This window comes from Hylemonella gracilis str. Niagara R, from assembly GCF_000600295.1.
Classification (GTDB): Bacteria; Pseudomonadota; Gammaproteobacteria; order Burkholderiales; family Burkholderiaceae_C; genus Hylemonella; species Hylemonella gracilis_A.
This window is the reverse complement of sequence record NZ_JEMG01000001.1, coordinates 3,653,469-3,679,406: the sequence shown is the minus strand read 5'-3', so window position 1 is coordinate 3,679,406 and position 25,938 is coordinate 3,653,469. Positions and strand designations below refer to the sequence as shown.

At 65.2% G+C, this 25,938-nt stretch carries 30 protein-coding genes and 1 tRNA gene; 17 read left to right on the top strand and 14 right to left on the bottom strand.

Annotation, left to right across the window (positions count from 1 at the left end):
- The first annotated feature begins 77 nt into the window (after nucleotides 1–77).
- The 3 genes from AZ34_RS16775 (at nucleotide 78) to AZ34_RS16765 (ending at nucleotide 3,489) form a co-directional block, all read left to right on the top strand.
- Entirely contained in the window at nucleotides 78–1,073 is a 996-nt protein-coding gene (locus tag AZ34_RS16775; protein ID WP_035610218.1) for a tripartite tricarboxylate transporter substrate-binding protein, read from the top strand.
- A gap of 159 nt (nucleotides 1,074–1,232) precedes the next feature.
- Nucleotides 1,233–2,654: a bifunctional UDP-N-acetylglucosamine diphosphorylase/glucosamine-1-phosphate N-acetyltransferase GlmU gene (gene glmU, locus AZ34_RS16770; RefSeq protein WP_035610216.1), complete on the top strand. Its 1,422-nt coding sequence runs from the start codon at nucleotides 1,233–1,235 to the stop codon at nucleotides 2,652–2,654.
- Between the two features lie 16 nt (nucleotides 2,655–2,670).
- Nucleotides 2,671–3,489, top strand: coding sequence for a sensor histidine kinase (locus AZ34_RS16765; protein ID WP_051509979.1), 819 nt, complete (start codon nucleotides 2,671–2,673; stop codon nucleotides 3,487–3,489).
- Here the strand turns inward: AZ34_RS16765 and AZ34_RS16760 are convergent.
- Nucleotides 3,486–3,986 carry an Lrp/AsnC family transcriptional regulator gene (locus AZ34_RS16760; protein WP_035610215.1) on the bottom strand — a complete coding sequence of 167 codons (501 nt, stop codon included), beginning with the start codon at nucleotides 3,984–3,986 and terminating at the stop codon, nucleotides 3,486–3,488. The two genes, AZ34_RS16765 and AZ34_RS16760, sit on opposite strands and share 4 nt — an antisense overlap.
- A 137-nt stretch (nucleotides 3,987–4,123) precedes the next feature.
- Between AZ34_RS16760 and glmS the strand changes: the two genes are divergently transcribed.
- From glmS to queC, 3 genes are all read left to right on the top strand, one after another.
- Nucleotides 4,124–6,001 (top strand): glutamine--fructose-6-phosphate transaminase (isomerizing), encoded by a 1,878-nt coding sequence (gene glmS / locus AZ34_RS16755; RefSeq protein WP_035610213.1) that lies wholly within the window; start codon nucleotides 4,124–4,126, stop codon nucleotides 5,999–6,001.
- 273 nt (nucleotides 6,002–6,274) lie between these two features.
- The gene (locus AZ34_RS17760; RefSeq protein WP_155831849.1) at nucleotides 6,275–6,826 is read left to right on the top strand and encodes a hypothetical protein; all 552 of its coding nucleotides are present in this window, start codon (nucleotides 6,275–6,277) and stop codon (nucleotides 6,824–6,826) included.
- A 37-nt stretch (nucleotides 6,827–6,863) separates the two neighbouring features.
- Nucleotides 6,864–7,562: a 7-cyano-7-deazaguanine synthase QueC gene (queC, locus tag AZ34_RS16745; protein ID WP_035610211.1), complete on the top strand. Its 699-nt coding sequence runs from the start codon at nucleotides 6,864–6,866 to the stop codon at nucleotides 7,560–7,562.
- Here queC and AZ34_RS16740 read toward each other — a convergent pair.
- The 9 genes from AZ34_RS16740 to AZ34_RS16700 all read right to left on the bottom strand — a co-directional run bounded on the left by AZ34_RS16740 (nucleotide 7,559) and on the right by AZ34_RS16700 (nucleotide 13,205).
- A complete protein-coding gene (locus AZ34_RS16740; protein WP_035610208.1) occupies nucleotides 7,559–8,473 on the bottom strand; it encodes a 5'-nucleotidase in 915 nt (304 codons plus the stop codon). The two genes, queC and AZ34_RS16740, sit on opposite strands and share 4 nt — an antisense overlap.
- A gap of 93 nt (nucleotides 8,474–8,566) precedes the next feature.
- Nucleotides 8,567–8,890: a metal-sensitive transcriptional regulator gene (locus tag AZ34_RS16735; protein ID WP_035610205.1), complete on the bottom strand. Its 324-nt coding sequence runs from the start codon at nucleotides 8,888–8,890 to the stop codon at nucleotides 8,567–8,569.
- Between the two features lie 315 nt (nucleotides 8,891–9,205).
- On the bottom strand, nucleotides 9,206–9,634 hold the full coding sequence (locus tag AZ34_RS16730; RefSeq protein WP_035610202.1) for a type II toxin-antitoxin system VapC family toxin: 429 nt from the start codon (nucleotides 9,632–9,634) through the stop codon (nucleotides 9,206–9,208).
- Nucleotides 9,635–9,676: 42 nt separating this feature from the next.
- Nucleotides 9,677–9,916: a hypothetical protein gene (locus AZ34_RS16725; protein WP_035610198.1), complete on the bottom strand. Its 240-nt coding sequence runs from the start codon at nucleotides 9,914–9,916 to the stop codon at nucleotides 9,677–9,679.
- A gap of 27 nt (nucleotides 9,917–9,943) precedes the next feature.
- Nucleotides 9,944–10,018: transfer RNA gene (locus AZ34_RS16720), tRNA-Arg, on the bottom strand.
- A gap of 105 nt (nucleotides 10,019–10,123) precedes the next feature.
- Nucleotides 10,124–11,326 carry a vWA domain-containing protein gene (locus AZ34_RS16715; RefSeq protein ID WP_035610195.1) on the bottom strand — a complete coding sequence of 401 codons (1,203 nt, stop codon included), beginning with the start codon at nucleotides 11,324–11,326 and terminating at the stop codon, nucleotides 10,124–10,126.
- 37 nt (nucleotides 11,327–11,363) lie between these two features.
- Nucleotides 11,364–11,993: a GNAT family N-acetyltransferase gene (locus tag AZ34_RS16710; protein WP_035610192.1), complete on the bottom strand. Its 630-nt coding sequence runs from the start codon at nucleotides 11,991–11,993 to the stop codon at nucleotides 11,364–11,366.
- 42 nt (nucleotides 11,994–12,035) lie between these two features.
- Nucleotides 12,036–12,257: a hypothetical protein gene (locus AZ34_RS16705; protein WP_035610191.1), complete on the bottom strand. Its 222-nt coding sequence runs from the start codon at nucleotides 12,255–12,257 to the stop codon at nucleotides 12,036–12,038.
- Nucleotides 12,258–12,362: 105 nt separating this feature from the next.
- Entirely contained in the window at nucleotides 12,363–13,205 is an 843-nt protein-coding gene (locus AZ34_RS16700) for an AAA family ATPase (protein ID WP_035610189.1), read from the bottom strand.
- A gap of 142 nt (nucleotides 13,206–13,347) precedes the next feature.
- Between AZ34_RS16700 and AZ34_RS16695 the strand changes: the two genes are divergently transcribed.
- Nucleotides 13,348–14,028 (top strand): c-type cytochrome, encoded by a 681-nt coding sequence (locus tag AZ34_RS16695; protein WP_155831848.1) that lies wholly within the window; start codon nucleotides 13,348–13,350, stop codon nucleotides 14,026–14,028.
- Nucleotides 14,029–14,118: 90 nt separating this feature from the next.
- On the opposite strand, the gene AZ34_RS16690 is transcribed toward AZ34_RS16695, so the two are convergent.
- Both AZ34_RS16690 and AZ34_RS16685 read right to left on the bottom strand, forming a co-directional pair.
- On the bottom strand, nucleotides 14,119–14,580 hold the full coding sequence (locus tag AZ34_RS16690; protein ID WP_035610187.1) for a DUF1841 family protein: 462 nt from the start codon (nucleotides 14,578–14,580) through the stop codon (nucleotides 14,119–14,121).
- A gap of 7 nt (nucleotides 14,581–14,587) precedes the next feature.
- Nucleotides 14,588–15,397, bottom strand: a complete 810-nt coding sequence (locus tag AZ34_RS16685) for an IclR family transcriptional regulator domain-containing protein (RefSeq protein WP_035610186.1) — start codon at nucleotides 15,395–15,397, stop codon at nucleotides 14,588–14,590.
- Between the two features lie 123 nt (nucleotides 15,398–15,520).
- Between AZ34_RS16685 and AZ34_RS16680 the strand changes: the two genes are divergently transcribed.
- From AZ34_RS16680 to AZ34_RS16640, 9 genes are all read left to right on the top strand, one after another.
- Complete coding sequence (locus tag AZ34_RS16680; RefSeq protein ID WP_035610184.1) at nucleotides 15,521–16,243, top strand: 3-oxoacid CoA-transferase subunit A; 723 nt, start codon at nucleotides 15,521–15,523, stop codon at nucleotides 16,241–16,243.
- A 23-nt stretch (nucleotides 16,244–16,266) separates the two neighbouring features.
- Nucleotides 16,267–16,914: a 3-oxoacid CoA-transferase subunit B gene (locus AZ34_RS16675; protein ID WP_035612038.1), complete on the top strand. Its 648-nt coding sequence runs from the start codon at nucleotides 16,267–16,269 to the stop codon at nucleotides 16,912–16,914.
- Between the two features lie 52 nt (nucleotides 16,915–16,966).
- Nucleotides 16,967–18,172 (top strand): 3-oxoadipyl-CoA thiolase, encoded by a 1,206-nt coding sequence (gene pcaF / locus AZ34_RS16670; RefSeq protein ID WP_035610182.1) that lies wholly within the window; start codon nucleotides 16,967–16,969, stop codon nucleotides 18,170–18,172.
- Nucleotides 18,173–18,280: 108 nt separating this feature from the next.
- Complete coding sequence (locus AZ34_RS16665; RefSeq protein ID WP_035610179.1) at nucleotides 18,281–18,739, top strand: MarR family winged helix-turn-helix transcriptional regulator; 459 nt, start codon at nucleotides 18,281–18,283, stop codon at nucleotides 18,737–18,739.
- Nucleotides 18,740–18,783: 44 nt separating this feature from the next.
- Nucleotides 18,784–19,212 (top strand): organic hydroperoxide resistance protein, encoded by a 429-nt coding sequence (locus tag AZ34_RS16660; RefSeq protein ID WP_035610178.1) that lies wholly within the window; start codon nucleotides 18,784–18,786, stop codon nucleotides 19,210–19,212.
- Nucleotides 19,213–19,952: 740 nt separating this feature from the next.
- Nucleotides 19,953–20,501, top strand: coding sequence for an NAD(P)H-dependent oxidoreductase (locus AZ34_RS16655; protein ID WP_035612037.1), 549 nt, complete (start codon nucleotides 19,953–19,955; stop codon nucleotides 20,499–20,501).
- On the top strand, nucleotides 20,498–22,411 hold the full coding sequence (locus AZ34_RS16650) for a monovalent cation:proton antiporter-2 (CPA2) family protein (RefSeq protein WP_035610175.1): 1,914 nt from the start codon (nucleotides 20,498–20,500) through the stop codon (nucleotides 22,409–22,411). The genes AZ34_RS16655 and AZ34_RS16650 overlap by 4 nt, the downstream gene beginning before the upstream one ends.
- A 97-nt stretch (nucleotides 22,412–22,508) precedes the next feature.
- Nucleotides 22,509–23,138 (top strand): ParA family protein, encoded by a 630-nt coding sequence (locus AZ34_RS16645; RefSeq protein ID WP_035610172.1) that lies wholly within the window; start codon nucleotides 22,509–22,511, stop codon nucleotides 23,136–23,138.
- Nucleotides 23,139–23,204: 66 nt separating this feature from the next.
- A complete protein-coding gene (locus tag AZ34_RS16640; RefSeq protein WP_035610169.1) occupies nucleotides 23,205–23,672 on the top strand; it encodes a MaoC family dehydratase in 468 nt (155 codons plus the stop codon).
- 18 nt (nucleotides 23,673–23,690) lie between these two features.
- On the opposite strand, the gene trmL is transcribed toward AZ34_RS16640, so the two are convergent.
- Nucleotides 23,691–24,155 (bottom strand): tRNA (uridine(34)/cytosine(34)/5-carboxymethylaminomethyluridine(34)-2'-O)-methyltransferase TrmL, encoded by a 465-nt coding sequence (gene trmL / locus AZ34_RS16635; protein WP_035610167.1) that lies wholly within the window; start codon nucleotides 24,153–24,155, stop codon nucleotides 23,691–23,693.
- Between the two features lie 51 nt (nucleotides 24,156–24,206).
- Nucleotides 24,207–24,947 (bottom strand): ComF family protein, encoded by a 741-nt coding sequence (locus AZ34_RS16630; RefSeq protein WP_035610164.1) that lies wholly within the window; start codon nucleotides 24,945–24,947, stop codon nucleotides 24,207–24,209.
- Nucleotides 24,948–25,010: 63 nt separating this feature from the next.
- Here AZ34_RS16630 and AZ34_RS16625 point away from each other — a divergent pair, with 63 nt between their 5' ends.
- A complete protein-coding gene (locus tag AZ34_RS16625; RefSeq protein ID WP_035610162.1) occupies nucleotides 25,011–25,910 on the top strand; it encodes a hypothetical protein in 900 nt (299 codons plus the stop codon).
- Nucleotides 25,911–25,938 lie beyond the last annotated feature (28 nt).

The window sequence follows — 25,938 nt, the reverse complement described above, 5'->3', positions numbered from 1 at the left end:
CCGCAGTGACACCGCGCAAAGCGCAGGCATTAGACTTCGTCACTTTTTGTTCCTTCCCCCTTTTGAGGAGTGCTGACATGAAACGCTTGTTTGCGCACGTTCTGGGCGCGGCTTCCGCGGTGGCCCTGCTTGCCCCCCTGGCCGCCTCGGCCCAGTCTTTCCCTGGCGACAAGCCCATCACCATCGTGGTGCCCTTCGCGGCGGGAGGCCCGACGGACCGCGTGGCACGTGACTTGGCCGAGGCGCTGCGCAAGCCCTTGGGCAATGCCACCGTCGTGATCGACAACGCGGCCGGCGCCGGCAGTTCCATCGGCACCGCCAAGGTGGCCAACGCCAAGCCCGATGGCTACACCCTGCTGCTCAACCACATCGGCATGTCCACCATGCCCGCGCTCTACCGCAAGCTGTCGTTCAATGTCGAGAACGACTTCACCTACCTGGGCATGATCAACGACGTGCCCATGACGCTGATCGCCCGCCCGAGCATGGAGGCGAAGAACTTCAAGGAACTGCAGACCTGGATCAAGGCCAACGCAGGCAAGATCAACCTGGGCAACGCTGGCTTGGGCGCCGCCTCGCACCTGTGCGGTCTGATGCTGCAGGACGCCTTCAAGGTCCAGATGACCACGGTGCCCTACAAGGGCACAGCGCCGGCCATCACCGACCTGATCGGCGGCCAGATCGACCTGCTGTGCGACCAGACCACCAACACCACGCCGCAGATCGAAGGCGGCAAGGTCAAGGCCTACGCCGTGACCACGACCAAGCGTCTGACCACGCCCGCGCTGAAGGACCTGCCCACCCTGCAGGAATCGGGATTCAATGGCTTCCAGGTCACCATCTGGCACGGTCTGTACGCGCCCAAGGGGACGCCGGACGCCGTGGTTCAGCGCATCAACACCGCCCTCAAGGCCGCGTTGAAGGACCCCGAGTTCATCGCCAAGCAGGCCGGCCTGGGCGCCGTGGTCGTGACTGACAAGCGCATGGAACCCGCCGAGCACAAGAAGTTCGTCGCGGCCGAGATCGCCAAGTGGGGCGCCGTCATCAAGGCCGCTGGCGAATACGCCGACTGACACTGCCCACGGGCACGGCCCGGTTGCACCGGGCCAGACCAGCCGCCGCACGCAAGTCCGGCGGCTTTTTCATGGCTGCACGCCACGCATGGCCTGTCGGACACGGGTGCGCGCCGATAATGCGGCCTGTTTTTCACGCAGGGGTGCAAGGGTTTGAACATGGCAAGCGTTTTCGCAGTGGATGTGGTCGTGATGGCAGCGGGCAAGGGCACCCGCATGAAGAGCCGCTTGCCCAAGGTGCTGCACCGAATCGGTGGCCGGGCATTGCTGCAGCATGTGCTGGACACGGCGGCGGCGCTGCAGGCGCGGCGCGTGGTGGTGGTGACGGGCCATGGCGCCGAGCAGGTGGAGGCTGGCGTCAAAGTGCGCGAGCCCGATGCGGCCCTGCAATTCGTGCGGCAAGAGCCGCAATTGGGCACTGGTCATGCCGTGCAGCAGGCCGTGCCGCGTTTGTCGGACGACGGCGTGGTGGTGGTGCTCTCGGGTGATGTGCCCTTGATTCAGGCCGACACCTTGCGCGCCCTCATCGCGGCCAGCGGTGGCGACAAGCTGGCCTTGCTGACCATCGCCTTCGACGACCCGACGGGTTATGGCCGCATCGTCCGCGACGCGGGCGGCATGGTGCGCGCCATCGTGGAGCAGAAGGACGCCAGCGAGGAGCAGCGCCGCATCCGCGAGGTCTACAGCGGCATCCTGGCTGCGCCCGCCAAGCTGCTCAAGACTTGGTTGACCCGGCTCGACAACCGCAACGCGCAGGGCGAGTACTACCTGACCGACGTGGTCAAGCTGGCCGTGGCCGATGGTGTGTCCGTGGTGGCGCTGCCCACCGACGACGCGGCTCAGGTGGCGGGCGTCAACAGCCCCTTGCAATTGGCTGAGCTGGAGCGCGCCTACCAGTTGCGCATCGCGCGTGGCCTGCTGGAGCAGGGGGTGCGCCTGGCCGACCCGGCGCGGCTGGACGTGCGCGGTGAACTGCGTTGCGCGCAAGACGTGGAGATCGACGTGGGCTGTGTCTTCACCGGCCAGGTGGAGCTGGGCGAGGGCGTGCGCATCGGGCCGCATTGCGTGATCGGCAACGCGCGCATCGCGGCTGGTGCGGTCATCCACGCCTACACCCACATCGAAGGCGGGGCCTCCGACGGAGAGCGGGTGGAGGTGGGCGCGGGTGCGCTGATCGGCCCTTACGCCCGTCTGCGGCCTGGCGCCAAGCTGGGTGACGAGGTGCACATCGGCAATTTCGTCGAGGTCAAGAACAGCACGCTGGCGGTGGGCGCCAAGGCCAACCACCTGGCTTACCTGGGCGACGCGCAGGTGGGCGCGCGCGTGAACTACGGCGCGGGCAGCATCACTGCCAACTACGACGGCGCGAACAAGCACCGCACGGTGATCGAGGACGATGTGCACATTGGCAGCAATTGCGTGTTGATCGCGCCCGTCACCATCGGCGCGGGTGGCACGGTGGGCGGCGGCTCCACCATCAGCAAGAACACGGCGCCTGGTGCCTTGACGGTGGGGCGGGCGCGCCAGATGTCGGTCCCAGACTGGACGCGGCCGAGCAAGAACGTGGCGAAGAAGCCGTGACCGACGGGCGGCCAGCGTGAAGGCGGATCGCGAAATCGAGCGTCTGCGCGCCGAGCTGGCGGCGGTGCGCGCGTCCCTGGCTGACTTCACCCAGGTGGTGTCGCATGACCTGCGCGCGCCGCTGCGGCACATCATTTCCTACGCCGGCCTGCTGCGTGAGGAGGCCGGTGGTGAGCTGAACGGGGAGGCCATGCGCTTCCTCGACACCATCACCGAGGCGGCGCAGCAGATGGGCCGGCAGATCGACGGTCTGCGCGAATGGGCGATGCTGGACCGGGCCGACCTGCAGCCTGTCACGCTGGACGCGAACGCGCTGCTGACCGAGTTGCAGGCGGCGGCCATGGCGCAGGAGCAGCGGGCCTGGGAGCTTGCGGCCGCCGCGCAACCCTCTGGTGCCGCGCTGTCGCCGCCGCGCGCCGTGCAATGGCGGGTGGACCCGGCCTTGCCGCCCTTGCGGGGCGATCCGGCGTTGCTGCGCCTCCTGTTCACGCAACTGCTCTCGAACGCGCTCAAGTTCACCCGGCAGCGCAAGACGGCGCTGATCGTGGTGGAGGGCGAGATGGGCGGCGCTGGACCTGGGGGTGAGGAGTGGGCCACCATCCATGTGCGTGACAACGGTGCGGGTTTTGATCCCGCTCTGGGCGACAAGCTGTTCAATGTGTTCCAGCGTCTGCATGGCAGCAAGCAGTTCGAGGGCCTGGGCTTGGGCCTGGCGCTGGCGCGCAAGATCGCGCAGCGGCACGGCGGCTCGATCCGCATCGACGCCATGCCTGACGCGGGTTGCCATGTCAGCGTGACTTTGCCCATGCCGGCGCGGCAGGGGGAGTTGCTCTAGGGGCTGCTCGGCAAGGGAATCCGCGCCCCGAACTTACCGCGTTTGGTGCTGAAGTAGCTCTTCACGTTGCGCACGTTCGCGTCGCTGGTGAAGAGGCGCTGCGTCAGCGCCAGGTAGTCCGGCATGTCGCGGGTCTGGACGATGAGCACGAAGTCCGGCCCTGGTGAGACGCGGTAGCACTGCTGCACGGCGCTGTCTTGCACCACGCGCTGCTCGAAGGCGGCCTGAGCTTCCTCGCCCTGGCGCTCCAGCGTGATTTCCACTATGGCCTGCAGGCCATGGCCGATCAAGGGCGCGAGCCTGTCGGCGCTGAGGATGGCGATCTGTCTTTCGATCAGACCGTCTTCCACCAGGCGCTTGACGCGGCGCAGACAGGTGGGCGGTGAGATGTGGGCGCGCTCGGCCAGGGCCTGGTTGCTCAGGCTGCTGTCCTGCTGCAGGGCGTCGAGCAGGAGGATATCGATGGCGTCGAGCTTGGTGGATGCTGATAATTCCATTTTTATTTATGAAATGAAATAAAAGACAAATCAATTAATTTGTTGAAATTTTCGTTGATTTAGATCTGAATATCAACGAGATATTTCTCGCCAGGGCTTCTAACATCGCGCCATTCGAACTCAGGAGTGGCATTTCCATGTGTGGCATCGTCGGCGCCGTTTCCCAACGCAACATCGTTCCCGTGCTGGTGCAGGGTCTGCAGCGGCTTGAATACCGGGGTTATGACTCCTGCGGCGTGGCCGTGCACACCGCCACCGGACCGCAGCGCGCGCGCAGCACGGCGCGGGTGGCGGAGCTGATGGAGCAGGTGCAGCGCGACGCGGTCCAGGGCTACACCGGCATTGCCCACACGCGCTGGGCCACGCACGGAGCGCCCGTCGTGCACAACGCGCACCCGCATTTCAGCCATGGCACCGGTGCCGACGCCTCGGCCCGGCCGGCGCGTGTAGCCCTGGTGCACAACGGCATCATCGAGAACTACGAGGAACTGCGCGCCGCGCTGCAAAAGCGCGGCTATGTGTTCGCCAGTCAGACGGACACCGAGGTCATCACGCACCTGATCGACTCGCTTTATGAAGGTGATCTGTTCGAGGCCGTGAAGGCCGCGACGAAGCAGATGCATGGGGCGTACGCGATTGCCGTGTTCCACAAGGACGAGCCGCACCGCGTGGTGGGCGCGCGCGCGGGCTCGCCGCTGATCCTGGGCGTTGGCAAGAAGGAGAACGGGGACGGCGATGCCAACTACCTGGCCAGCGACGCGATGGCTCTGGCCGGCGTGACCGACCAGATCGTCTACCTGGAAGAGGGCGACGTGGTGGACATCCAGCTCGGCAAGCACTGGATCGTGGGCAAGGACAAGCAGGGTGAACACCGGCCTGTGCAACGCGCTGTGCGCACGGTGCAGGCCCACAGTGGCGCGGCCGAATTGGGCCCCTACCGCCACTACATGCAAAAGGAAATCTTCGAGCAGCCGCGCGCCATCGCCGACACGCTGGAGGGCGTCGAAGGCATCGTGCCCGAGCTGTTCGGCGACGGCGCCTACCGGGTCTTCAAGGAGATCGACAAGGTGCTCATCCTGGCCTGCGGCACCAGTTATTACAGCGGCTGCGCGGCCAAGTACTGGCTGGAAAGCATCGCGAGGATTCCGACCCAGGTCGAGGTGGCCAGCGAATACCGTTACCGCGATTCCGTGCCCGACCCCCGCACCCTGGTCGTGACCATCAGCCAGAGCGGCGAAACGGCCGACACCCTGGCCGCCTTGCGCCATGCGCAGGGCCTGGGCATGACGCAGACCCTGACCATCTGCAACGTCGCGACCAGCGCCATGGTGCGTGAATGCAAGCTGTCTTACGTGACCCGCGCGGGTGTGGAGATCGGCGTGGCCAGCACCAAGGCCTTCACCACGCAGCTGGCCGCGCTGTTCCTGCTGACCCTGGTGCTGGCGCAGATGCGGGGCCACCTGAGCGAGGTGGAGGAAGCCCAGCATCTCAAGGCCATGCGCCACCTGCCCGTGGCTCTGCAGGCCGTGCTGGCGCTGGAGCCGCAGGTGATGAGCTGGGCGGAGGATTTCGCGCGTATGCAGAACGCGCTCTTCCTGGGGCGGGGCCTGCATTACCCCATCGCGCTCGAAGGCGCGCTCAAACTCAAGGAAATCAGCTACATCCACGCCGAGGCCTACCCTGCCGGGGAACTGAAACACGGCCCGCTGGCGCTGGTGACCTCGGACATGCCGGTGGTCACCGTCGCGCCCCACGACGCGCTGCTGGAAAAGCTCAAGAGCAATATGCAGGAAGTGCGCGCGCGCGGCGGCATGCTCTACGTTCTGGCCGACGCCGACACGCGCATTGAAAGCGCAGAAGGTCTGCATGTCATCCGCATGCCCGAGCATTACGGCGCGCTCTCGCCATTGCTGCACGTCGTGCCGCTGCAATTGCTGGCCTACCACACCGCCCTGGCGCGCGGCACGGATGTGGACAAGCCGCGCAATCTCGCCAAAAGCGTGACGGTCGAATGACCGGCAGACCATCGCGTAGTTTGTCTTGCCAGTGCGAGTGCCAGCGGGAAAAAAACCAACAATGTCACGTTTGGCTCGTGTGAACTCGGCATCAAGGCCTGTTTTTTGCTTATTGCTCGAAAAATCCACTGACCGAAAACCGGGAAACCATAAAAAAGACAAGAAAGTTACAAAATTGGCCCTCAAGCTTTTGCGGCTGGTGCCGTAATCCGAATTACGCCAAAAGAAAATCTGTTGCTCTCGAGTGGCGGGACGGGGGTGAGGGAATCATGCATGGAACTGCCAAATATTGATCGCACAGCCTTGGATAGGGCGCCTTTGTGGCCTGCGGGCGTCGAGGTCATGGTCGCGCCGCAAGCCCGGGTGGCGCCTGTTGCGCCCGTTAATCCGCCCGCCCCCGAAGGGGTCGCGCCGAGCCCGGGTGTGATCAACGCCATCAACCCCGCGCTGCAGGCGCAAGCCAGCGCAGGCGCGCAGGCGCAGTCCGATCCGTCCCAGGGCAGCGGCGCGGACAATTCCGCGCGGGACTGGACCTTGCGCAAGGAAGAGGCGGACAAGGTGCCCGAGAAGGAAGAGCCGCCCAAGGAGCCGCTGTCCGAGATGCTGTCACGACACATTGCCTCGGTCTGGAGTGCGAGCGCGCGCGTGGTGGAAATCTTCATGCAGAACCACCCTGCGCAAAGCCCGGCCGCGCAGCAGCAGGCGCAAACGCCTGTGCAGGCGACCAACCGCCAGGTGGACCCGCTGAACGCTCCCGGCGACGTGGCCAAGGAAATCCTGACCTACTCGCCCACCCAGATCAAGGAGCCCGGAAAGACGGAGTGAGTCTGACGCCCCGGCATGCATGACCTAATATCCATGCATGCACACGTCAGCACTTGTTCTGTTTTCCGGCGGGCAGGATTCCACCACCTGCCTGGCCCACGCGCTCAGCCGCTACGAGCGCGTTGAAACCATCGCCTTCGACTATCGCCAACGCCATGTGGTGGAGCTGGATGCCCGCCTGCGCGTGCTGGAAGAGCTGCGCCGTACCTACCCGCACTGGGCGAGCAAGCTGGGCCAGGACCATCTGCTCGATGTGGCCGTGCTCGGCGCCGTGAGCGAAACCTCGCTGACCCGCGAAACCGAATTCCAGATGCAGGCCAACGGCCTGCCCAACACTTTCGTGCCAGGGCGCAATCTGCTGTTCCTGACGCTGGCAGCGGCCGTGGCCTACCGGCGCGATCTCCAGGTGCTGGTGACCGGTGTCTGCGAGACCGATTTTTCCGGTTATCCGGATTGCCGGGACGACACCATGAAGGCCATGCAGCTCGCGCTGTCCCTGGGCATGGACAAGCGGCTGCTGATCGAGACGCCGCTGATGTGGATCGACAAGGCCGACACCTGGCGTCTGGCGGAATCACTGGGCGGCAAGGCCCTGGTGGACCTCATCGTGGAACACACCCACACCTGCTACCTGGGGGAGCGAGACCAGCGTCATGCCTGGGGCTATGGGTGTGGCCGTTGCCCCGCATGTGAGCTGCGGGCCGGGGGCTGGGAACGGTACCGGTCAGCGGCCTAGGCGTTGGAAATGCCGCTGGCCACGTGGCCGGCGGGCACATGGGCGGCTGCGGAGTTCACATGACCGACCTGATCGTCGAAGAAGAAGTCGGGTTCGAACTCACGCAGGAATTCGCCCTTGGCCAGGCCCCCGAGGAACATGGCCTCATCGACCTCGATGTGCCAGTCCATCAAGGTGCGGATGGCCCGCTCATGCGCGGGCGCGCTGCGTGCCGTCACCAGCGCCGTGCGGATGCGCATGCCGCTGGCGCCGGGCTCCTGTTGCAGCCGGTGCAGCGCCTCCAGCAAGGGCTTGAACGGGCCCGCCGGCAAGGGCTTGGCGGCGCGGCGTTTCTCGTGCGACTGGAAGGCGTCCAGCCCTGACTTTTGGTAGACCCGCTCGGCCTGATCCGAAAACAGCACGGCGTCGCCGTCGAAGGCGATGCGCACTTCGTTCGGGTAGGTGCCGCGCGCATGCGCAGCGCCTGTGTGCACGGTGGCCGCGGCGAAACCTTCATCCAGCGCGGCGCGCACATCCAGCGGGTTGGCGGAGAGGAAGAGGTTGGCCTGCAGCGGGCGTAGGTAGTGGTAGGGCTCTCGGCCCTTGGTGAACACGCCGCGCTCCAGCTTGAGCTTGTGCGTTTCCGCGGAGCGAAACACCCGCAGGCCCGACACGGGGTCATTGCGCGACAGGATGACGACTTCCACGCGCTTGGAACTTTCGCCGTCTCTGCCGTCGCCGTTGAACGCCAGCAGCTTCTTCACCAGCGAATGCGCCACGCCCGGTTTGGCTGGCACGTCCAGCTTTTCCAGCTGCAGCGTCATGTAGGCGCGGTCATCGTTCTCCTCGAAGATGCGGTTCTCTTCCTCGAAATCGAAGAGCGCGCGCGATGAAATCGCCACGACGAGCTTGCCGTTCAGGGTATTGGCCATGCGCCGATTCTATGTAGATGGCGCGCGCCAAGCAGCAGCGATGCGGCGCGTGACCCAGGCCATGCACCCCGCGAGGCAGGAGGCGGGGCGGGATCAGCCGAATTTCTCGAGCAGGCGCGTGACGCGCTCGATTTCCTTCTTCACGCGCGGGTCGTTCTGCTTGGCGCCGATGGCCTCCTGCACATGGCAGGCGATCATGCGGTAGAAGGCCTTGTCCATGGCCTTGCGCACGGCGGACATCTGCAGCGCCAGATCCTCGTTGCTGCGTTCGGACTGGATCATCTCGATCACGCCGCGGACCTGGCCTTCGATCCGGCGCAGGCGATTGATCACATCCTTCTGATGCTCGGCGCGAATGTCGGCGACGGCGCTACGAGCAGAGGCAGTTTTCCGGGGAGTGGTGGCGGTTCTGGACATGGTGAGAAAAGGAACTGGCTGCGCCCAATGACAAGACACCACTCGGGTCCAGAAGGTCGCGCGGATAACCTGATCCAGGTTTGAACCGTGCGTATGCGGACGTATGGCGAGCGGCAGTGCTTGCAGTGTGCCGGATGCAGCTGTGATGCAACATGTTTGGCTGCACGCCATTTGTATGGGTTTGTTGCTTTGTATCGGCGAGCAGAGGCTGTTGGGTGGCCTCGGGTCGACAATGTGAACGACCGATACGGGTCGATACAAAAAGCGCGAGGGGAGGCGCCGCGCGCGTGCTGTGCAGGCCAGGGCCTGCAGGGCTCATGCCGTGAGGGGCACCGGTTTGAGCTTGAGCTTCTGGGCCTGACGGGCCAAGGCTTCGTTGAGCGTGGCCACGCCCTTGGCACCCGCGCGTTCGGCGCAGGCCAGGTGCAAGGCCTCGGCTGCGCCGAACTGGCTCGCTGGGTCTTGGGCCATCTGGGCGGCACGGTGATGATCCAGCGCGTCCACCGGCAACAGGCGCAAGTCGCTGCCGATCAGGCGTTGAAAACGCTCCCAGACAGCGCGTGCCTGGTCGGCGTTCAGTTGCTGGCTGCGTTGCTTCCAGCCTAGCACCTGGCTGAACTCGGTCATGGTCCAGACGCTGGAGACCAGTTCATCCTTGCTCGCGGCGTACCAGGTGGCGGTGGCGGCGCTGTTGGGCTCCTGCATCAGCAAGGCGGCTATGACGGTGGTGTCGACGTAGATCATCGGGCCGGTCGGAAGTCGGGTGAGAGGGTCTTGCAGCGCGACTCAGGCCGCGCCGCGCAAGGATTCCAGCGAGGCGCGGCTGGGTGGCAAGCTCGCGCGCGCCGCATCGAGTTCGGCGGCAAAGGCGGCACGGTCCCAACCGGCTGGCTTGAGCGTCAATGAGCCATCCTTGCCGATCTCGGCCTGGAGCATGGCACCGTCCTGCAGGCCATGGCGGCGCACGAACTCCTCAGGCAGGCGCAGGGTCAGGCCGTGGTCCGATTTCGAAGCTTGAAGGTTCATGGGCGTTCAGCGTGGCGAGGGTCGGCATGGCGCCCCCGACAGGAATCGAACCTGTATCTAGCGCTTAGGAGGCGCTCGTTCTATCCATTGAACTACGGCGGCGGAGGCAGGCCATTTTATGGCCTTTGCCTCCGCCGCCGATGGCCGCATCAGTTCACCCCCATCCCAACCCTTCCCCCTCAAGGGGGAAGGGCGGGTGGCGCTCCATCATTTCGTGAGCAGGCGCATCGCTTCTTCCAGCCCGCGCAGGGTCAGCGGGTACATGCGCTGGTTCATCAACTGCTGGACGATGGAAATACTCTGGCGGTATTGCCAGGCGCCTTGCGGTTCGGGGTTGATCCACGCGAACTTTGGGTAGGCCTGGGTCAAGCGCTGCAGCCACTCCGCGCCGGCTTCTTCGTTGTAGTACTCGACGCTGCCACCGGGCTGGACGATTTCATAGGGGCTCATGGTCGCGTCGCCGACGAAGATGAGCTTGTAGTCCTTGTTGTACTTGCGGATGATGTCCCAGGTCGGGAACTTCTCGCTGAAGCGGCGGCGGTTGTTCTTCCACATGTAGTCGTAGACGCAGTTGTGGAAGTAATAGAACTCCAGGTGCTTGAACTCGGCCTTGGCCGCGCTGAAGAGTTCTTCCACGCGCTGGATGTGCTCGTCCATCGTGCCGCCCACGTCCATGAGCAGCAGCACCTTCACGTTGTTGTGGCGCTCGGGCACCAGCTTGATGTCGAGGTAGCCCGCGTTGGCGGCGGTGGCGCGAATGGTGTCGTCCAGCGCCAGCTCCAGCTCATTGCCCTCGCGCGCGAAGCGCCGCAAGCGCCGCAAGGCCACCTTGATGTTGCGCGTGCCGAGTTCTTGGGTGTCGTCGTAGTCCTGGTAGGCGCGCTGGTCCCAGACCTTGACCGCACTCTTGTTTCGGCCTTTCTCCTGGCCGATGCGTATGCCTTGCGGGTTGTAGCCGTTGGCGCCGAACGGAGACGTACCGCCGGTGCCGATCCACTTGCTGCCGCCCTCGTGGCGCTCCTTCTGCTCCTCGAAACGCTTCTTGAGCGTTTCCATCAACTCGTCCCAGCCCAACTTTTCGATGGCGGCTTTTTCTTCGGGGCTGAGGTGGAGTTCCAGGTTCTTGCGCAGCCATTCCAGCGGAATTTGCTGGGTGAAGTCGGCGCGCAGCTCCACGCCCTTGAAGTAGGCCGAGAAGGCCCGGTCGAACTTGTCGTAGTGCTTCTCGTCCTTCACCAGCGTGGCTCGGCTCAGGTAATAGAAGTCATCGACCTTGTAACCACCGACCTCACCGCCCTGGGACGCCGGGCCGATCACGCCAACCTTGAGCGCTTCCAGCAGCGTCAGGTACTCCTTGACCGACACCGGCAGCTTGGCCGCGCGCAGGGTGTAGAAGAAGTCGATGAGCATGGTTCGCCCTCCTGGCGTGTCTCGCCTGTGTGCGGCTTCAGCCGCGCGGCTTGCTCAACTGATAGTCCAGATGCGCGCGCGCGGCGGGCCACTCGCTGGCGATGATGCTGTAAACGCAGGTGTCGCGCAACGTGCCCTTCGCGTCCGGGTGCGGATTGATCTGGTGGCTGCGCAGCACGCCGTCCAGCTTGGCGCCCAGGCGTTCGATGGCGTTGCGGCTGGCCTGGTTGAACCAGTGGGTGCGGAATTCCACGGCGATGCAGTCCAGCGTCTCGAAGGCATGTGCCAGCAGCAGGCGCTTGCATTCGGTGTTGATGGGGCTGCGCTGCACGGCGCGGCGGTACCAGGTGCTGCCGATCTCGACGCGCCGGTTTGTGGCGTCGATGTGCATGTAACTGGTCATGCCGACGGCACGGTTGGCCAGGTCACCGGCCCAGGCCGCGTCGGGCAGAACGACGGCGAAGGGCATCATGCTGCCCTGGGCCTGCAGGCCGAGCCGGCGGTCGATCTCCGCCTTCATGCCTTCGGGTGTGGGCACGCTGGTGTACCAGAGCTTCCAGAGTTCACCGTCCTGCACGGCTTCCACCAGGTCGTCGTGGTGGCGCTGGGCCAGCGGCTCCAGCCGGACATGCAGGCCGTGGAAGGTCACGGGGTCGACAAAAGCCATGGTGCTCGTTGCTCCTGAAGATGAAAGATATATGGACTGATTTCAGCGCCTGGCGATGTAGCGGCGGGCCACGGTTTTGCCCAGGCCGCAGCCCAGGGCGATCAGGACCAGACCCGCGATCTCGCGCCAGCCCCAGGCGTTGGGCGTGGCGAAGAAGTCCAGCCCGAGCAGCAGGCCCAGACCCCAGCCGGCCAGGGCACCGATGACGAACCCGGCGGCATCGGCCAGCCCTTCCTTGAATGCCTGGCGAAATTGGGGGCTCATGGGTTTCCTTCTTTTGATCGTGGAGGGGGCGTGGTCGCGCATCTGGATGCCGTCGCGCAGATGGGGTCCGGGCCGCAGTGCAGAGCGGCCGGACCGGAGGCATGCTCAGCGGTTGTGGCGCTGCATGAAGACGAGCTTTTCGAACAGGTTCACGTCCTGCTCGTTCTTGAGCAGCGCGCCGGCCAGCGGCGGCACGACCACCTTGTCGTCCCTGCTGTGCAGGGCGTCCAGGGGGATGTCCTCGGCCAGCAGCAGCTTGAGCCAGTCCAGCAGCTCCGACGTGGAGGGTTTCTTCTTCAGGCCGGGCAGATTGCGCAGGTCGAAAAAGGTCTTGAGCGCGGCGCTCAGCAGATCCTGCTTGAGGTTCGGGAAGTGCACGGCCACGATCTGCTTCATCGTTTCCGCGTCGGGGAACTTGATGTAGTGGAAGAAGCAACGGCGCAGGAAGGCGTCGGGCAGCTCCTTCTCGTTATTGCTGGTGATGAAGACCAAGGGGCGGTGCTTGGCCTTGATCAGCTCGCGCGTCTCATAGCAGTAGAACTCCATGCGGTCGAGTTCACGCAGCAGGTCGTTGGGGAACTCGATGTCGGCCTTGTCGATCTCGTCGATCAGCAGGGCCACGGGCTGCTCGGCGGTGAACGCCTGCCAGAGCACGCCCTTGACGATGTAATTGTGGATGTCCTTGACCTTCTCATCGCCAAGCTGGCTGTCACGCAGGCGGCTGACGGCGTCGTATTCGTACAGGCCCTGCTGGGCCTTGGTCGTGCTCTTGATGTGCCATTCCAGCAGGGGCAGTCCCAGCGCCTGGGCGGCTTCCTCGGCCAGCAGGGTCTTGCCGGTGCCGGGTTCGCCCTTGACCAGCAGGGGGCGTTTCAGGGTGATGGCGGCATTGACGGCGAGCATCAAGTCCGGCGTGGCGACGTAGTTCTTGGAGCCTTGGAATTTCATGGGTGCGTCATGGGTGCAAGGGGCAAGCCGGGAAATCGTGACGGAGCGCGCGGCGCCGGAGCCGCAATTGGCATGCGGGCGCGGAGCCCGCAGATATAATCGCCGCCGATCGATTCAACCACAGGCTGATTGTCCTCGCAAAATGAAGAACCTCAAGAATTTGGCGCTGGCGCTCTCTTCCCTGCTTGTCGCGGGCGTGACGGCATTCTCCGCTGCCTCCGCTTCCGCACAAGGGATCAAGGGTGACGCCAAGGCGGGCGAGCAGAAGAACGCCATGTGCATCGGTTGCCACGGCATTCCGGGCTACAAGGCCACGTTCCCCGAGGTTTATCAGGTGCCGATGATTTCGGGTCAGAACGCCGCCTACATCGCGGCTGCGCTGAACGCCTACCAAAAGGGTGATCGCCGCCATCCCTCCATGCGTGGCATCGCCGAGAGCCTGAGCGAGCAGGACATCGCCGATCTGGCGGCCTATTACGCCGAGCACGGTAAGAACCTCCCTGTGGCCACCAAGGCCGCGCCCGCTCCCTCGGCCAAGGTGGCCGAATTGCTGACCAAGGGTGCCTGCATTTCCTGCCATGGCGAGGGTTTCGCCAAGCCGATCGATGGCAGCTACCCCAAGGTGGCGGGCCAGCCGGCGGACTACCTTTTTGTCGCGCTCAAGTCTTACAAGATCGAGCCGCGCGCGACCTGGGGCCGTTCCAATGGCGTGATGGGTGGCATCGCCAAGCAGTTCAGCAACGCTGAGCTGAAGGAATTGGCCAACTACATCAGCAGCCTGCCGGGTGAGATGAAAACTGTGCCGGAAAGCCGCTTCCGTTGAGTCGTTTGTGGCCCCGTAAAAAAAGCCGCTCACCGAGCGGCTTTTTGTTTTCCCGTTGACGCTGAGCTAGGCCGACGCCGGCAGGTGGCTTCAGTCCCGGGTCGCCTTGCGCTGCACGCAGGCGATGTAGGCGTCCCCATCGGGCGCGCGGCCCGCGCGCTGGCTTTCCCACAGCATGGTGCCCAGGCAGTCCATGGTCTCATGGTGCGCGGCGTGCAGATCGCGTCGGCGCGCGGTCAGCAGCTCCACGGCCTGGCGGATCCCGCGCGGCTGGTCGATGCTGCTCTGCTCGCTGATGGACAGGTGCATGGACAGGTGCAGGAAGGGATTCATGGACGCCCCGTGCGTGCCATCGGGCTGCGCGGCATAACCGCCCTCGTACACCCTGGCGACAGCGGCGTCCGCATCGGCCAGGTCGGCGTGGTACTCGGGATGCTCGTTGATCCACTGGCTGGCGAGTTGCTCGATGGCTTCCATCGGCTGGCCCGCGCGGGACTTGGCGTAGACGGCGCAGAAGAAGCGGCGCACGTCGGCATGGGAGGGCTGGAACATGGGGGGATTATCCCGTCTGTCCCAGCCGCAGCCGCTCGCTCAGGGTCTGTGCGGCGCGCAGCAGCGGGGGCAGCAACTGCTCCTGGGCGACCTTGGCGCTGGTGCGGTTCACCTGCCCGCTCAGATTGAGCGCGGCGATGGTGCGGCCCGCACGGTCACGGATGGGCGCGGCCAGGGACAGCAAGCCTTCCTCCAATTCCTGGTTCACCAGGCTCCAACCCTGCTTGCGCACCTGCTGGATCTTGGCCAGCAGGGCGTCCGGGTCCGTCGTCGTGTGGCGGGTCAGGGCGAGAGGCGGGCTGGCTTCGAGGCACTGTCGCACCGCCTCGTCGTCCAGCCCGGCCAGCAGCACGCGGCCTAAGGACGTGCAGTAGGCCGGCAGGCGCGAGCCTATGCCCAGGGTGTTGCGCATGATTTTGTGGGTGGGCACGCGCAGCACGTAGACGATGTCCGTGCCGTCCAGCACGGCGGCGGAGCAGGACTCCTTGGCTTCCTCCACCAGGGCCTCCATGATCGGTTCGGCCAGGCTCCAGATGGGCATGGACGACAGATAGGCAAAACCCAGGTCGAGGATGCGCGCCGTCAGGCGGAACAGCTTGCCGTCACTGTCCACATAACCCAGGGCCTGCAGCGTCAACAGGATGCGGCGGGCGCCCGCGCGGGTCAGTCCGGCACGCGCGGCCACTTCGCTCAGCGTCTGTTCAGGGGCCTGCGCGCTGAAGGAGCGGATGACTTCCAGTCCGCGCGCGAAGGATTGCACATAACTGTCCCCGGGACGCAGGGCCTCGGGAGGTGTCGCGGGCTGGACAGGCGGCATGACGGGGTAGGGCGGGTGGGTGGTCTAGAATTCATTATACGAACAAATGTTCTACATACGAACATATTTGAACTGGCGTGCGCTGGCAAACCTGGACGAACAAAGCAAACAAGGAGCAGTTTCATGATCGACAAGATCGTCGCCACGGTGGCGGACGCGCTGGCTGGCGTGAAGGACGGTGCCACCGTGCTGATCGGCGGCTTCGGGACCTCGGGCATCCCCGCCGAGCTGATCGAGGGCCTGATCGCGCAGGGCGCGAAAGAGCTGACCGTGGTCAACAACAACGCGGGCAATGGCGACACGGGCCTGGCCGCGCTGCTCAAGACGGGGCGCGTGCGCAAGATCATCTGCAGCTTTCCGCGCCAGGTCGACAGCCATGTGTTCGACGCGCTGTACCGCAGCGGCAAGCTGGAGCTGGAACTGGTGCCGCAGGGCAATCTGGCCGAGCGCATGCGCGCCGCGGGTGCGGGCATCGGCGCCTTCTTCTGCCCGACGAGCTATGGCACCGAGATTGCCAAGGGTAAGGAAACGCGCGAGATCAACGGCAAGCACTATGTGCTGGAGTACCCCATCCACGGGGACGTGGCGCTGATCAAAGCCGAGGCCGGCGACCGCTGGGGCAATCTGACCTACCGCATGGCGGCGCGCAACTTCGGGCCCGTGATGGCCATGGCGGCGAAGCAGACCATCGCCACCGTGCATGAGATCAAGGAACTGGGCCAGCTTGACCCGGAGGCGATCGTGACGCCCGGCATCTTCGTCAGCAAGGTGCTGCAAGTGCCGCGCGTGGCGACTCAGGCCGGAGGATTCAAGCCGCCCGCCGGTGAACTCAAGAAGGCAGCATGAACACGTCGATGCCGGAGCTTCCCATGATCAGCTATCAAAAACGCAGCAAAGACGAACTGGCCCAGCGCATTGCCCAAGACATTCCCGACGGCGCGGTGGTCAACCTGGGCATCGGCCAGCCCACGCTGGTGGCCAACCACATTCCCGCCGGGCTGGAAATCATCCTGCAGAGCGAGAACGGCATCCTGGGCATGGGGCCCGCACCGACCCCGGGGCTGGAAGACTACGACCTCATCAACGCGGGCAAGCAGCCGGTCACGCTGTTGCCGGGCGGCGCTTTCTTCCACCATGCCGACAGCTTCGCGATGATGCGCGGCGGGCACCTGGACATCTGCGTGCTCGGGGCCTTCCAGGTCAGCGCCACGGGCGATCTCGCCAACTGGAGCACGGGCGAGCCGGGCGCCATCCCCGCCGTGGGCGGCGCCATGGACCTGGCCATCGGCGCCAAGCAGACCTGGGTGATGATGGACCTGTTGACCAAGAAGGGCGAAAGCAAGATCGTGCGGCAATGCACGTACCCGCTGACCGGCCTGGCCTGCGTCAAGCGCATCTACACCGAGGTGGCGACTTTCGAATGCACACCGCAAGGGCTCAAGCTCATCGACAAGGTCGAAGGTCTGAGCCACGCGGAACTCGAAACACTGGTGGGCCTGCCCATCGCACCGGCCTGATGCATCCGATGCACAGGCGCACCCCGCACAAAACAGAAAACCAGGAGATTTCATGAGCCAGCAAGCCTTCATTTGCGACGCGATCCGCACACCTTTCGGTCGCTACGGCGGCGCCTTGTCCTCCGTGCGCACCGACGACCTGGGCGCGGTGCCGATCAAGGCCTTGATGGTGCGCAATCCCAAGGTCGATTGGGGCGCGGTGAGCGACGTGCTCTATGGCTGCGCTAACCAGGCCGGCGAGGACAACCGCAACGTGGCGCGCATGGCTCTGTTGCTGGCGGGCCTGCCCATCGAGGTGCCGGGCGCGACCATCAACCGCCTCTGCGGCTCGGGCCTGGATGCCGTGGGCAGTGCGGCGCGCGCGATCAAGTCGGGTGAAGCAGGCTTGATGATCGCGGGTGGCGTGGAGAGCATGAGCCGCGCGCCCTTTGTGATGCCGAAGGCGGAGTCCGCCTTCAGCCGCAGCAACGCCGTCTACGACACGACCATCGGCTGGCGTTTCATCAACAAGCTGATGAAGGAGCGGTACGGCGTCGATTCCATGCCCGAGACGGCCGAGAACGTGGCGACCGATTTCAGGATCGAGCGCGAGGCGCAGGACCGCATGGCCCTGGCCTCGCAACTCAAGGCCGTGGCCGCGCAGAAGGCGGGCCACCTCGCCGCCGAAATCACGCCCGTGACCATCCCGCAGAAGAAAGGCGAGGCCATCGTGGTGGACCGGGACGAACACCCGCGCGAAACCAGCCTGGAGGCACTCGCCAAGCTCAAGGGCGTGGTCAGGCCTGAGGGCACGGTGACGGCAGGCAACGCCAGCGGCGTGAACGATGGCGCCTGCGCTTTGCTACTGGCTGACGAAAAGACCGCTGCCCGGCATGGCCTGACGCCACGCGCGCGCGTGGTCGGCATGGCGACCGCCGGCGTGGCGCCGCGCATCATGGGCATCGGCCCCGCCCCGGCCACGTTGAAGGTGCTGGCGCAGACCGGGCTGGCGCTGGACCAGATCGACGTGATCGAGCTCAATGAAGCCTTTGCCGCGCAGGGTCTGGCCGTGCTGCGCCAACTGGGCTTGAAGGACGATGACGCGCGCGTCAACGCCTGGGGCGGCGCAATCGCGCTGGGGCATCCGCTGGGCGCGAGCGGCGCGCGCCTGGTGACCACCGCCGTCAGCCAGTTGCACCAGCGCGGCGGACGGTATGCCCTGTGCACCATGTGCATTGGCGTGGGCCAAGGGATCGCCTTGCTGCTCGAAAAGGTCTGAACCTCCATACGAGGCGCCCAGGCGCTGACTGCGGTCGCATCCTTGATGCAAGAAGGGGTAATGCTAAATATATTGTGTCAAATTTAATTTGAAGCGATAATACAGCCCATGCCGAACAAAACCATGCCCTCCGACGCAGTGCTGCAGCTGGACCACCAGCTCTGCTTCGCGTTGTACTCGGCCTCCCATGCGATGTCCAAGGCCTACAAGCCGCACCTGGATGGATTGGGTTTGACGTATCCGCAGTACGTGGCCATGCTCGTGCTGTGGGAGCGCGATGGCCTGACGGTTTCGGAGATCGGCGAGCGTTTGTACCTGGATTCAGGCACGCTCACGCCCCTGCTCAAGCGGCTGGAGGCCACTGGCTACATCAGCCGCTTGCGCGACACCGCCGACGAGCGACGCGTGCTGATCCAGTTGACCGCCACGGGGCGCCGACTCAAGGCCAAGGCCGAACCCATCCCCGCTTGCATGCTGGAAGCCATGCAATGTTCCCTGGGCGAAATCGCAGCCCTCACCCATCAGGTACAGCAGCTGCGCGATCGCCTGCAGGCCAGTCAAGCCTGACGCATTTTTCCTTTTCGTTTTTTCACCACCACCAGGAGCTCACCATGCCCACCGTTCTCGACAAAGTTGTTTACACCGCCAAGGCCCACACCACCGGCGGCCGTGAAGGTCGTTCCACCAGCGACGATGGCTTGCTCGATGTGAAGCTGTCCCCGCCCAAGGCCATGGGAGGCGCCGGTGGTGCCACCAACCCCGAGCAGCTCTTCGCCGCTGGTTACTCGGCCTGCTTCATGGGCGCGCTCAAGCATGTGGCCGGCATGAAGAAGATTGCCGTCCCGGCTGATGCGTTCATCGACGCTGAAGTGGACATCGGCCCCATCCCCCAGGGATTCGGCATCGCCGCGCGTCTGGCCATCAGCCTGCCGGGCATGGACCGTGCCGTGGCGCAGGATCTGGTGGACACGGCGCACAAGGTCTGCCCCTATTCCAACGCCACCCGCGGCAACATCGTGGTTGATCTGCGTCTGGTCTGAGCCTCTCGCTGAAGAGCACCGGATCGACTGGTGCTCAGGAAAAGACGAAAGGGCCCTTGTGGCCCTTTCGTCTTTTGGGGGTGTCCAGGCCCAGGCCAACGGCGCATCCCACAAACCGGTCAGACCAGCACCAGGATGAGGACGACCAGCAACAGAGCTACAACCATGATGTTCTCCTTAGTTCTTGTCGAAGACGATCCAGGCAGCCCGATTGCGCCTTGATCTGTTTCCTGTTGCCTTTAATGCGATCCAGTACATGTTGATTCCTTGGATGGGTGTGAAAAAAAATTCGCAACCGGAGCCGATCACTCAAGGGTGAACAGCGAACTCGTTCTTGACGGACTTCACAGCCATTAAGGTTTTAGGTGCGCGTCGCGCGGCGTCGGCTTCTACAGTGCATCGACGATAAAGCCGGACTGCGCGGCAGTCGGTGCGCTGACGCACATAAAAGTAGAGTGACTGGGGTATGCAGGCGCTGTTGTGAGGGGCGCTGCTGGACAGCGCGGTGGTGCGGGCCACCGGAGACTTCCACGGTCTTCGGCTCACGCTTTCATCCTCAGACTGGGCTACGCCGACCACAGCAAGGATCTCGCGCGCAACGGTCGCCTGAGCGTCGAACTGGCTTGCACCCTGCTCTGGGCGCGGCGCGCCACGCGCGCGCTCTGAGTCGTCCCCCTTCCAAGCCGTTATGTCAAGCAGCAGGCGCAAGCGCGGGCCTTGTGATGCAGAATCTCTTCCGCATGCTCACGCTCATCTACGCCCATCCTTATCCCCTGCATTCACGCGTCAACCGGGCCTTGCGACAGGCGGTCGACGGTCTGTCAGGCATACGCACACGCGACCTGTACGCGCTCTACCCCGATTTCCACATCGACGTGGCGGCTGAGCAGTCGGCTCTGGCCGAGAGCGAGACCATCGTGCTGCAGCACCCGATGCGTTGGTACCACACGCCCGCCTTGCTGAGCTTGTGGTTCGAGAAGGTGCTGGCTTATGGCTGGGCCTATGGGCATGACGGCGCGGGGCAACACGCGCGGGCTTTGCAGGGCAAACGCCTGCTCTGGGCCGTGACGGCGGGCGGCTCACAGACCGCCTACAGTGCCTCGGGCTACAACCAGCACACGGTGCATGAAATGGCGGCACCGATACGCCAGACGGCCCTCTACTGTGGCATGGAGTGGCTGGAGCCGCATGTGCTGTATGGCACGGGCCAGTTGGACGCCGTGGCACTGGCGCGGGCGGCTCAAGACTACCGGGGGCGCCTGGTGCAACTTTTGGGAGAAAAGGCATGAGCGCCGACGCCATCACACAGGTGGCTGCGGCGGGCGGCGCGGCCCACGGCCCCAATCTCGTGCCCATGGTCACGCTGCTGGCGGCGGCCGTCATTGCCGTGCCATTGTTCAAACGCCTGGGCCTGGGGGCAGTGCTGGGCTATCTGGCCGCAGGCCTGCTGATTGGCCCTTCGGTGTTGGGCTTGATCGATGACCCGGCCACCATCCTGCAGACGGCTGAACTGGGCGTGGTGATGTTCCTGTTCATCGTCGGGCTGGAAATGCGGCCTGCCCATCTGTGGCAGATGCGGCGGCAGATCTTCGGCCTGGGCGTGCTGCAGGTTGGCCTGGCGATGGCGCTGCTGACGCCCGTGGGCGTGGTGATTGGGGCCTTGCTGGGGCAGGACCTGGGTTGGGCCCAAGCCTGGGTGGCTGGCACGGGTTTTGTGCTGACCTCGACGGCCATCGTCATGCAGATGCTGGTCGAACGCAAGCAACTGACCAGCCCGGCGGGCCAGAAGGTGGTGTCCATCCTGTTGCTGGAAGACTTGCTGATCGTGCCTTTGCTGGCCATCGTGACCTTCATGGCACCGGGCGGCCACGAAGCCACGGGCTGGCTCTCGCGCCTGCTGGACATCGGTCTGGCACTGGGTGCCTTGCTGGTGCTGCTGGCCGTGGGCCGGTGGTTGCTGAACCCGCTGTTCGTGCTGCTGAGCGCCGCGCGTTCGCGCGAGGTCATGACGGCCACGGCCTTGCTCGTGGTGCTGGGCGCGGCCCTGTGGATGGACCTGGGCGGCCTGTCGACGGCCATGGGTGCGTTCATTGCGGGCGTGATGCTGGCCGAGTCGTCCTTCCGCCACCAGCTCGAGGCTGACGTGGAGCCATTCAAAGGCCTGTTGCTGGGCTTGTTCTTCCTCGCGGTCGGCATGTCGATGGACCTGACCGTCATCGCCGCGCAATGGCCGTTGGTGCTGGGCAGCGTGATGGCCTACATGCTGCTCAAGTCGGCGGCCATCTATGGCATAGCGCGGCTGGTGAAGAGCAGCCACGAAGTCGCACTGGAACGCATGGTGCTGATGGCTCAGGGTGGCGAATTCGCCTTTGTGCTCTACGCGGCCGCGACCTCGGTGGGTCTGATGCAGGCCGAGGTCAATTCCATTTATTCGGCGGTGATCATCCTGTCCATGGTGCTCACGCCGCTGATGCTGATCGCGCATGGCCGCTGGGTCTCGCGCTGCGCGCGCCGACGCATCAACGAGTCCGAGCGGGCCTATGACACCGAGATGGACCAGAGCCCGGTCATCATCGCGGGCTTCGGGCGTTTCGGTCAGATGGTGGGTCGCTTGCTGCTGGCCAATGGTGTGGTCAGCACCATCATGGACAACGACGCCGAGCACATCGAAAGCATGCGGCAGTTCGGTTTCCACGTTTACTACGGCGACGCCACCCGGCTGGACCTGTTGCAGGCCGCGGGTGCGGCCCAGGCCAGGGTGCTGGTGGTGGCCGTGGACGACAAGGAGGCCGCCCAGACCATCGTGGAGCGAGCCCGCCAGGCCTATCCGCATCTGCAGGTGTACGCCCGTGCCTACGACGTCGCGCACTACTACGAACTGCGCAAGATCGGCGCGCATGTGGTGCAGCGCGAGGTGTACGAAAGTTCGCTGCGCCTGGGGCGGCATGTACTGGAGGCCTTGGGCGTCGGGGCCTACGAGGCCAAGGAAATGGCGGACGCCTTCCGGCGCACCAATGAAAGGCAGGTCGAAGCCTTCGCCCGCCTGCGTGAACAGGCCGAATTCAAGGACTACATCCAGGCCGTGCGCACCAGCCGCGAGGAGTTGGAGCGCCAGTTGCGCGAGGAAACCGCGCACCGGGGCAAGGAAGGCCACGACTGGGAGGCCAGCGAACGGCGCGCCCGCGACGAACGTCCCTGAGCGCCGGGCGGATCGCGAGGTCCGCGCGCTGCGCTAACATCGTCGCAGCCCGTCAGGCACCTTGGTGCCGGCGGCCATCAACAGCAGGGAGCGTCCGATGCCGATTGTTGTGATTGCCAATCCCAAGGGCGGCGTGGGTAAGTCCACGCTGTCCACCCAGGTGGCGGGGTATTACGCCAGCCGCGGCCATGCCGTGATGCTGGGCGACGCGGACCGTCAGCAGTCCTCGCGACTGTGGCTGAGTCTGCGCCCGCCGACGGCGGCGCCCATCGTCGGCTGGGACATGGTGGACGGCGCTCCAGGCGCGGGCAAGGTGGCCAAGCTGCCCAAGGGCGTCACCCATGTGGTGCTGGACACGCCAGCCGGTTTCACCGGCGCGCGACTGAAGGATGCGTTGGCCCATGCCAGCAAACTCATCGTGCCCCTGCAAGCCAGCGTGTTCGACATCTTCGCGACCCGGGCCTTCCTGGACGAGATCAAGGCGCTGGCGCCCCGTAACCTGCAGATGGGCGTGGTCGGCATGCGCGTGCACGCGCGCACTCTGGCGGCCGAGCATTTGCGCGAGTTTGTTGAAAGCCTGGGCCTGCCCTTGCTGGCCTGCCTGCGCGAGACGCAGAACTACGTGCACCTCGCGGCCCAGGGCTTGACGCTGTTCGATGTCACGCCCGGTCGCGTGGAAAAAGACCTGGCCCAGTGGACCGAGCTGTGTCGCTGGCTTGACGCCTGAAGACGGTTTTCCTCGCTACAGTGGCCCCTCCCGAAGAAGCACAGAAAGACAAGGAGACCCGGGCCCATGAGCACCCCCGTCAGAACATTCCGTACCCTCGCCGAGTTGGCCGCCTGCGTGGGGCAGGAGGTCGCCGTCAGCGACTGGATCACCGTCACGCAGGAGCAAATCAATTTGTTCGCCCAGGCCACGGGTGATCACCAATGGATCCACGTGGACGAACAGCGCGCCAAGGCCGGGCCTTTCGGCGGGCCGATCGCGCACGGTTTTCTCACCCTGTCGCTGCTGCCTCGCTTTTTTGAGATGGCGTTCGAGATCGCCGAATCCGGCATGGGCGTGAACTACGGGTTGAACAAGGTTCGTTTCACCGCGCCCGTGCCCGTGAACAGCCGCCTGCGTGCGCGCATGAAGCTGATGCGCGCCGAGTCCATCGAACGCGGCGGTCTCCAACTGGCCTGGGAGGTCACTGTGGAGCGTGAAGGCGCGGACAAGCCGGTGTGCGTGGCGGAGGCCCTGGTGCGACGCTATCCGTGAGGGCGGCGCAGGACGGGTCTATGACGCGAAACCGTTCTGCCGCCAGGCTTCGAACACCGTCACTGCCACGGCATTGCTGAGGTTCAGGCTGCGCTGGCCGGCGCGCATGGGCAGCCGGAGTTGCTGCGCGGGCGCAAAGCTTTCTCGCACCGTCGCAGGTAGTCCGGCGGTTTCGGAGCCGAACACCAGCCAGTCCCCGGCCAGGAACGCCATGTCGTGCACGACGCGTGTGCCCCGTGTGGTCAGCGCGACCATGCGCTCGGGGTTGGGCCGCTCCGTGGCCAGAAAGGCGTTCCAGTCCGTGTGGCGCCGTACTTCAGCGTACTCGTGGTAGTCCAGCCCGGCGCGCTTGAGCAGGCGGTCTTCCATCGCGAAACCCAGCGGTTCGATCAAGTGCAGGGCGCAACCGGTGTTGGCGGCGAGGCGGATGACATTGCCCGTGTTGGGCGGGATTTCAGGATGGACCAGGACGATGCGGAACATGGGCCGGATTGTCGCTGGCCCCGGATCGTTCCCGCTCCGTCAGTGCGCCCATCACAGCCCTTCGACGGGCGTGCGCGCCAGCACCAGGGCAGAGACTTCCACGGCACCCGCCTCGCGCAGCACCGCTGCGGCGGCGTTCAGGGTTGCACCCGTGGTCATCACGTCATCGATCAGCAGCAGGCGTTGCCCTTCAATCAGGTGCCGTTTGCCGGGTGCGATGCCAAAGGCACCTTGCACATTGTGCAGGCGCTCGGCGCGGGGAAGGTGGTGCTGGTCCGGCGCGTGGCGCAGGCGCAGCAGACAATTCGCGCGGATCTTGCGCGGCGCGAGTTCGCGTGCCAGCAGCAGAGCCTGGTTGAAGCCGCGTTCGCGCAGGCGGGCCTGCGTCAGCGGCAGGGGTAGTAGGGCGTCGGCCTCGTCCAGGGCTTCGGCGGCCCCGGGCGTGGCGCGCATCAGTGCGGCCAGGGCCGGAGCGCAGCCTGGCTCGGGACCGAATTTGTAACGGCTGATCAGATCATTCCAGGGCCAGACGTAATCCACCGCAGCATGGCAGCGGTCCAGTGCTCCCTGGCCGCCAGCGTCCCCGCCGCTCCGGGGCGACAGCAGGCAAATCGCGCAGATGTCCATGCCCTCGGCCACTGGCAGGGCGCAGGCGCGGCAGCGCGGTCGAGGCGCGGCGAATCGGCGCTTACAGGCCGTGCACAGGGGCGTGGCGGGCCAAGCGCGGCAGACCGCGCATTGGCTGGGCAGCAGGCGGTCAGGGGCGAGTCGGGACAGCAAAGCGCGGAACATGGACGGAGTTTGGCAGAGCGCCCGGCGGTTTTGCGCCGATCTTCCTATACTCGCGCGCTGCTTATGAACGATTCCCGTCCCCCAACGATCGATCCGGTCGCTGCCAGGCGCTGGTTACAGGGTCCTCACACCATTGATGGTCGTCTCGCCTCGGCCTGGCTGCATGAAGAGGTGGCGCGACGCATGGAAGAGCGTTTGGGCTGGATCGTGCGCCAGCCGCGCAGTTGGTTGCACTGGGAACCGGTGCGCGGGGGGCTGTCCGTGCACGAAGCCCTGGTCCGGCGCTACCCCGGTGTTCCTGTCGCCTTGCACGCCGCCGTGCCAGAGGAAGCCGATGTGGCCTGGCGTCTGGCGCGTGGTCCTTGGTGGAGGCGGCGCAAGGCCTGGCTACAACCGTCCTCGTCCTCGGCGGCGCCCGTTGACTTGCTCTGGGCGAATATGAGCCTGCACCAGGCCGCCGACCCCCTGGCGTTGATGCGTGCCTGGCACGAAGCCCTGGCGGTGGATGGCTTGTTGATGTTTTCCTGTTTCGGGCCGGACACCCTGCGCGAGCTGCGCACGCTCTATGCCGCGCTGGGCTGGCCCCCGCCCGCGCACGAATACACCGACATGCACGACTGGGGCGACATGCTGGTGGCCAGCGGCTTCGCCGAGCCGGTGATGGACATGGAGCGCGTCGAGCTGACTTTCGACTCGCCCGAGCGTTTGCTGCGGGAACTGCGTGAGCTGGGACGCAATCTGCACCCTGCGCGTTTCCCCGGCTTGCGGGGCAAGGACTGGCGCAAGCGCCTGCTGACCGAGCTTGGCCGCCTGGCCGACCCCGCTCAGGAGGGCAGACTGAAGCTGACTTTCGAAATCATCTATGGCCACGCCCTGCGGCCCGAGCGCAGGTTGTCCGTCACGCCCGAAATGCGGCTTTCCGTGGATGAGTTGCGCACTCAACTACAGCGGCACCGTGATTGAGCCCCAAAAGGGCTCGGCTACAATCCGC

Coding starts and splice junctions, on each gene's coding strand:
- AZ34_RS16645 (WP_035610172.1), top strand. CDS start 22,509: ATGCCGATTGTTGTGATTGCCAATCCCAAGGGCGGCGTGGGTAAGTCC.
- AZ34_RS16625 (WP_035610162.1), top strand. CDS start 25,011: ATGAACGATTCCCGTCCCCCAACGATCGATCCGGTCGCTGCCAGGCGC.
- AZ34_RS16685 (WP_035610186.1), bottom strand. CDS start 15,397: ATGCCGCCTGTCCAGCCCGCGACACCTCCCGAGGCCCTGCGTCCCGGG.
- AZ34_RS16660 (WP_035610178.1), top strand. CDS start 18,784: ATGCCCACCGTTCTCGACAAAGTTGTTTACACCGCCAAGGCCCACACC.
- AZ34_RS16715 (WP_035610195.1), bottom strand. CDS start 11,326: ATGCTCATCGACTTCTTCTACACCCTGCGCGCGGCCAAGCTGCCGGTG.
- AZ34_RS16700 (WP_035610189.1), bottom strand. CDS start 13,205: ATGAAATTCCAAGGCTCCAAGAACTACGTCGCCACGCCGGACTTGATG.
- AZ34_RS16675 (WP_035612038.1), top strand. CDS start 16,267: ATGATCAGCTATCAAAAACGCAGCAAAGACGAACTGGCCCAGCGCATT.
- AZ34_RS16680 (WP_035610184.1), top strand. CDS start 15,521: ATGATCGACAAGATCGTCGCCACGGTGGCGGACGCGCTGGCTGGCGTG.
- AZ34_RS16735 (WP_035610205.1), bottom strand. CDS start 8,890: ATGTCCAGAACCGCCACCACTCCCCGGAAAACTGCCTCTGCTCGTAGC.
- AZ34_RS16725 (WP_035610198.1), bottom strand. CDS start 9,916: ATGAACCTTCAAGCTTCGAAATCGGACCACGGCCTGACCCTGCGCCTG.
- AZ34_RS16655 (WP_035612037.1), top strand. CDS start 19,953: ATGCTCACGCTCATCTACGCCCATCCTTATCCCCTGCATTCACGCGTC.
- AZ34_RS16760 (WP_035610215.1), bottom strand. CDS start 3,986: ATGGAATTATCAGCATCCACCAAGCTCGACGCCATCGATATCCTCCTG.
- AZ34_RS16665 (WP_035610179.1), top strand. CDS start 18,281: ATGCCGAACAAAACCATGCCCTCCGACGCAGTGCTGCAGCTGGACCAC.
- AZ34_RS16630 (WP_035610164.1), bottom strand. CDS start 24,947: ATGTTCCGCGCTTTGCTGTCCCGACTCGCCCCTGACCGCCTGCTGCCC.
- AZ34_RS16710 (WP_035610192.1), bottom strand. CDS start 11,993: ATGGCTTTTGTCGACCCCGTGACCTTCCACGGCCTGCATGTCCGGCTG.
- AZ34_RS16775 (WP_035610218.1), top strand. CDS start 78: ATGAAACGCTTGTTTGCGCACGTTCTGGGCGCGGCTTCCGCGGTGGCC.
- AZ34_RS16650 (WP_035610175.1), top strand. CDS start 20,498: ATGAGCGCCGACGCCATCACACAGGTGGCTGCGGCGGGCGGCGCGGCC.
- AZ34_RS16740 (WP_035610208.1), bottom strand. CDS start 8,473: ATGGCCAATACCCTGAACGGCAAGCTCGTCGTGGCGATTTCATCGCGC.
- AZ34_RS17760 (WP_155831849.1), top strand. CDS start 6,275: ATGGAACTGCCAAATATTGATCGCACAGCCTTGGATAGGGCGCCTTTG.
- queC (WP_035610211.1), top strand. CDS start 6,864: ATGCACACGTCAGCACTTGTTCTGTTTTCCGGCGGGCAGGATTCCACC.
- AZ34_RS16730 (WP_035610202.1), bottom strand. CDS start 9,634: ATGATCTACGTCGACACCACCGTCATAGCCGCCTTGCTGATGCAGGAG.
- glmU (WP_035610216.1), top strand. CDS start 1,233: ATGGCAAGCGTTTTCGCAGTGGATGTGGTCGTGATGGCAGCGGGCAAG.
- AZ34_RS16640 (WP_035610169.1), top strand. CDS start 23,205: ATGAGCACCCCCGTCAGAACATTCCGTACCCTCGCCGAGTTGGCCGCC.
- glmS (WP_035610213.1), top strand. CDS start 4,124: ATGTGTGGCATCGTCGGCGCCGTTTCCCAACGCAACATCGTTCCCGTG.
- pcaF (WP_035610182.1), top strand. CDS start 16,967: ATGAGCCAGCAAGCCTTCATTTGCGACGCGATCCGCACACCTTTCGGT.
- AZ34_RS16705 (WP_035610191.1), bottom strand. CDS start 12,257: ATGAGCCCCCAATTTCGCCAGGCATTCAAGGAAGGGCTGGCCGATGCC.
- trmL (WP_035610167.1), bottom strand. CDS start 24,155: ATGTTCCGCATCGTCCTGGTCCATCCTGAAATCCCGCCCAACACGGGC.
- AZ34_RS16695 (WP_155831848.1), top strand. CDS start 13,348: ATGAAGAACCTCAAGAATTTGGCGCTGGCGCTCTCTTCCCTGCTTGTC.
- AZ34_RS16690 (WP_035610187.1), bottom strand. CDS start 14,580: ATGTTCCAGCCCTCCCATGCCGACGTGCGCCGCTTCTTCTGCGCCGTC.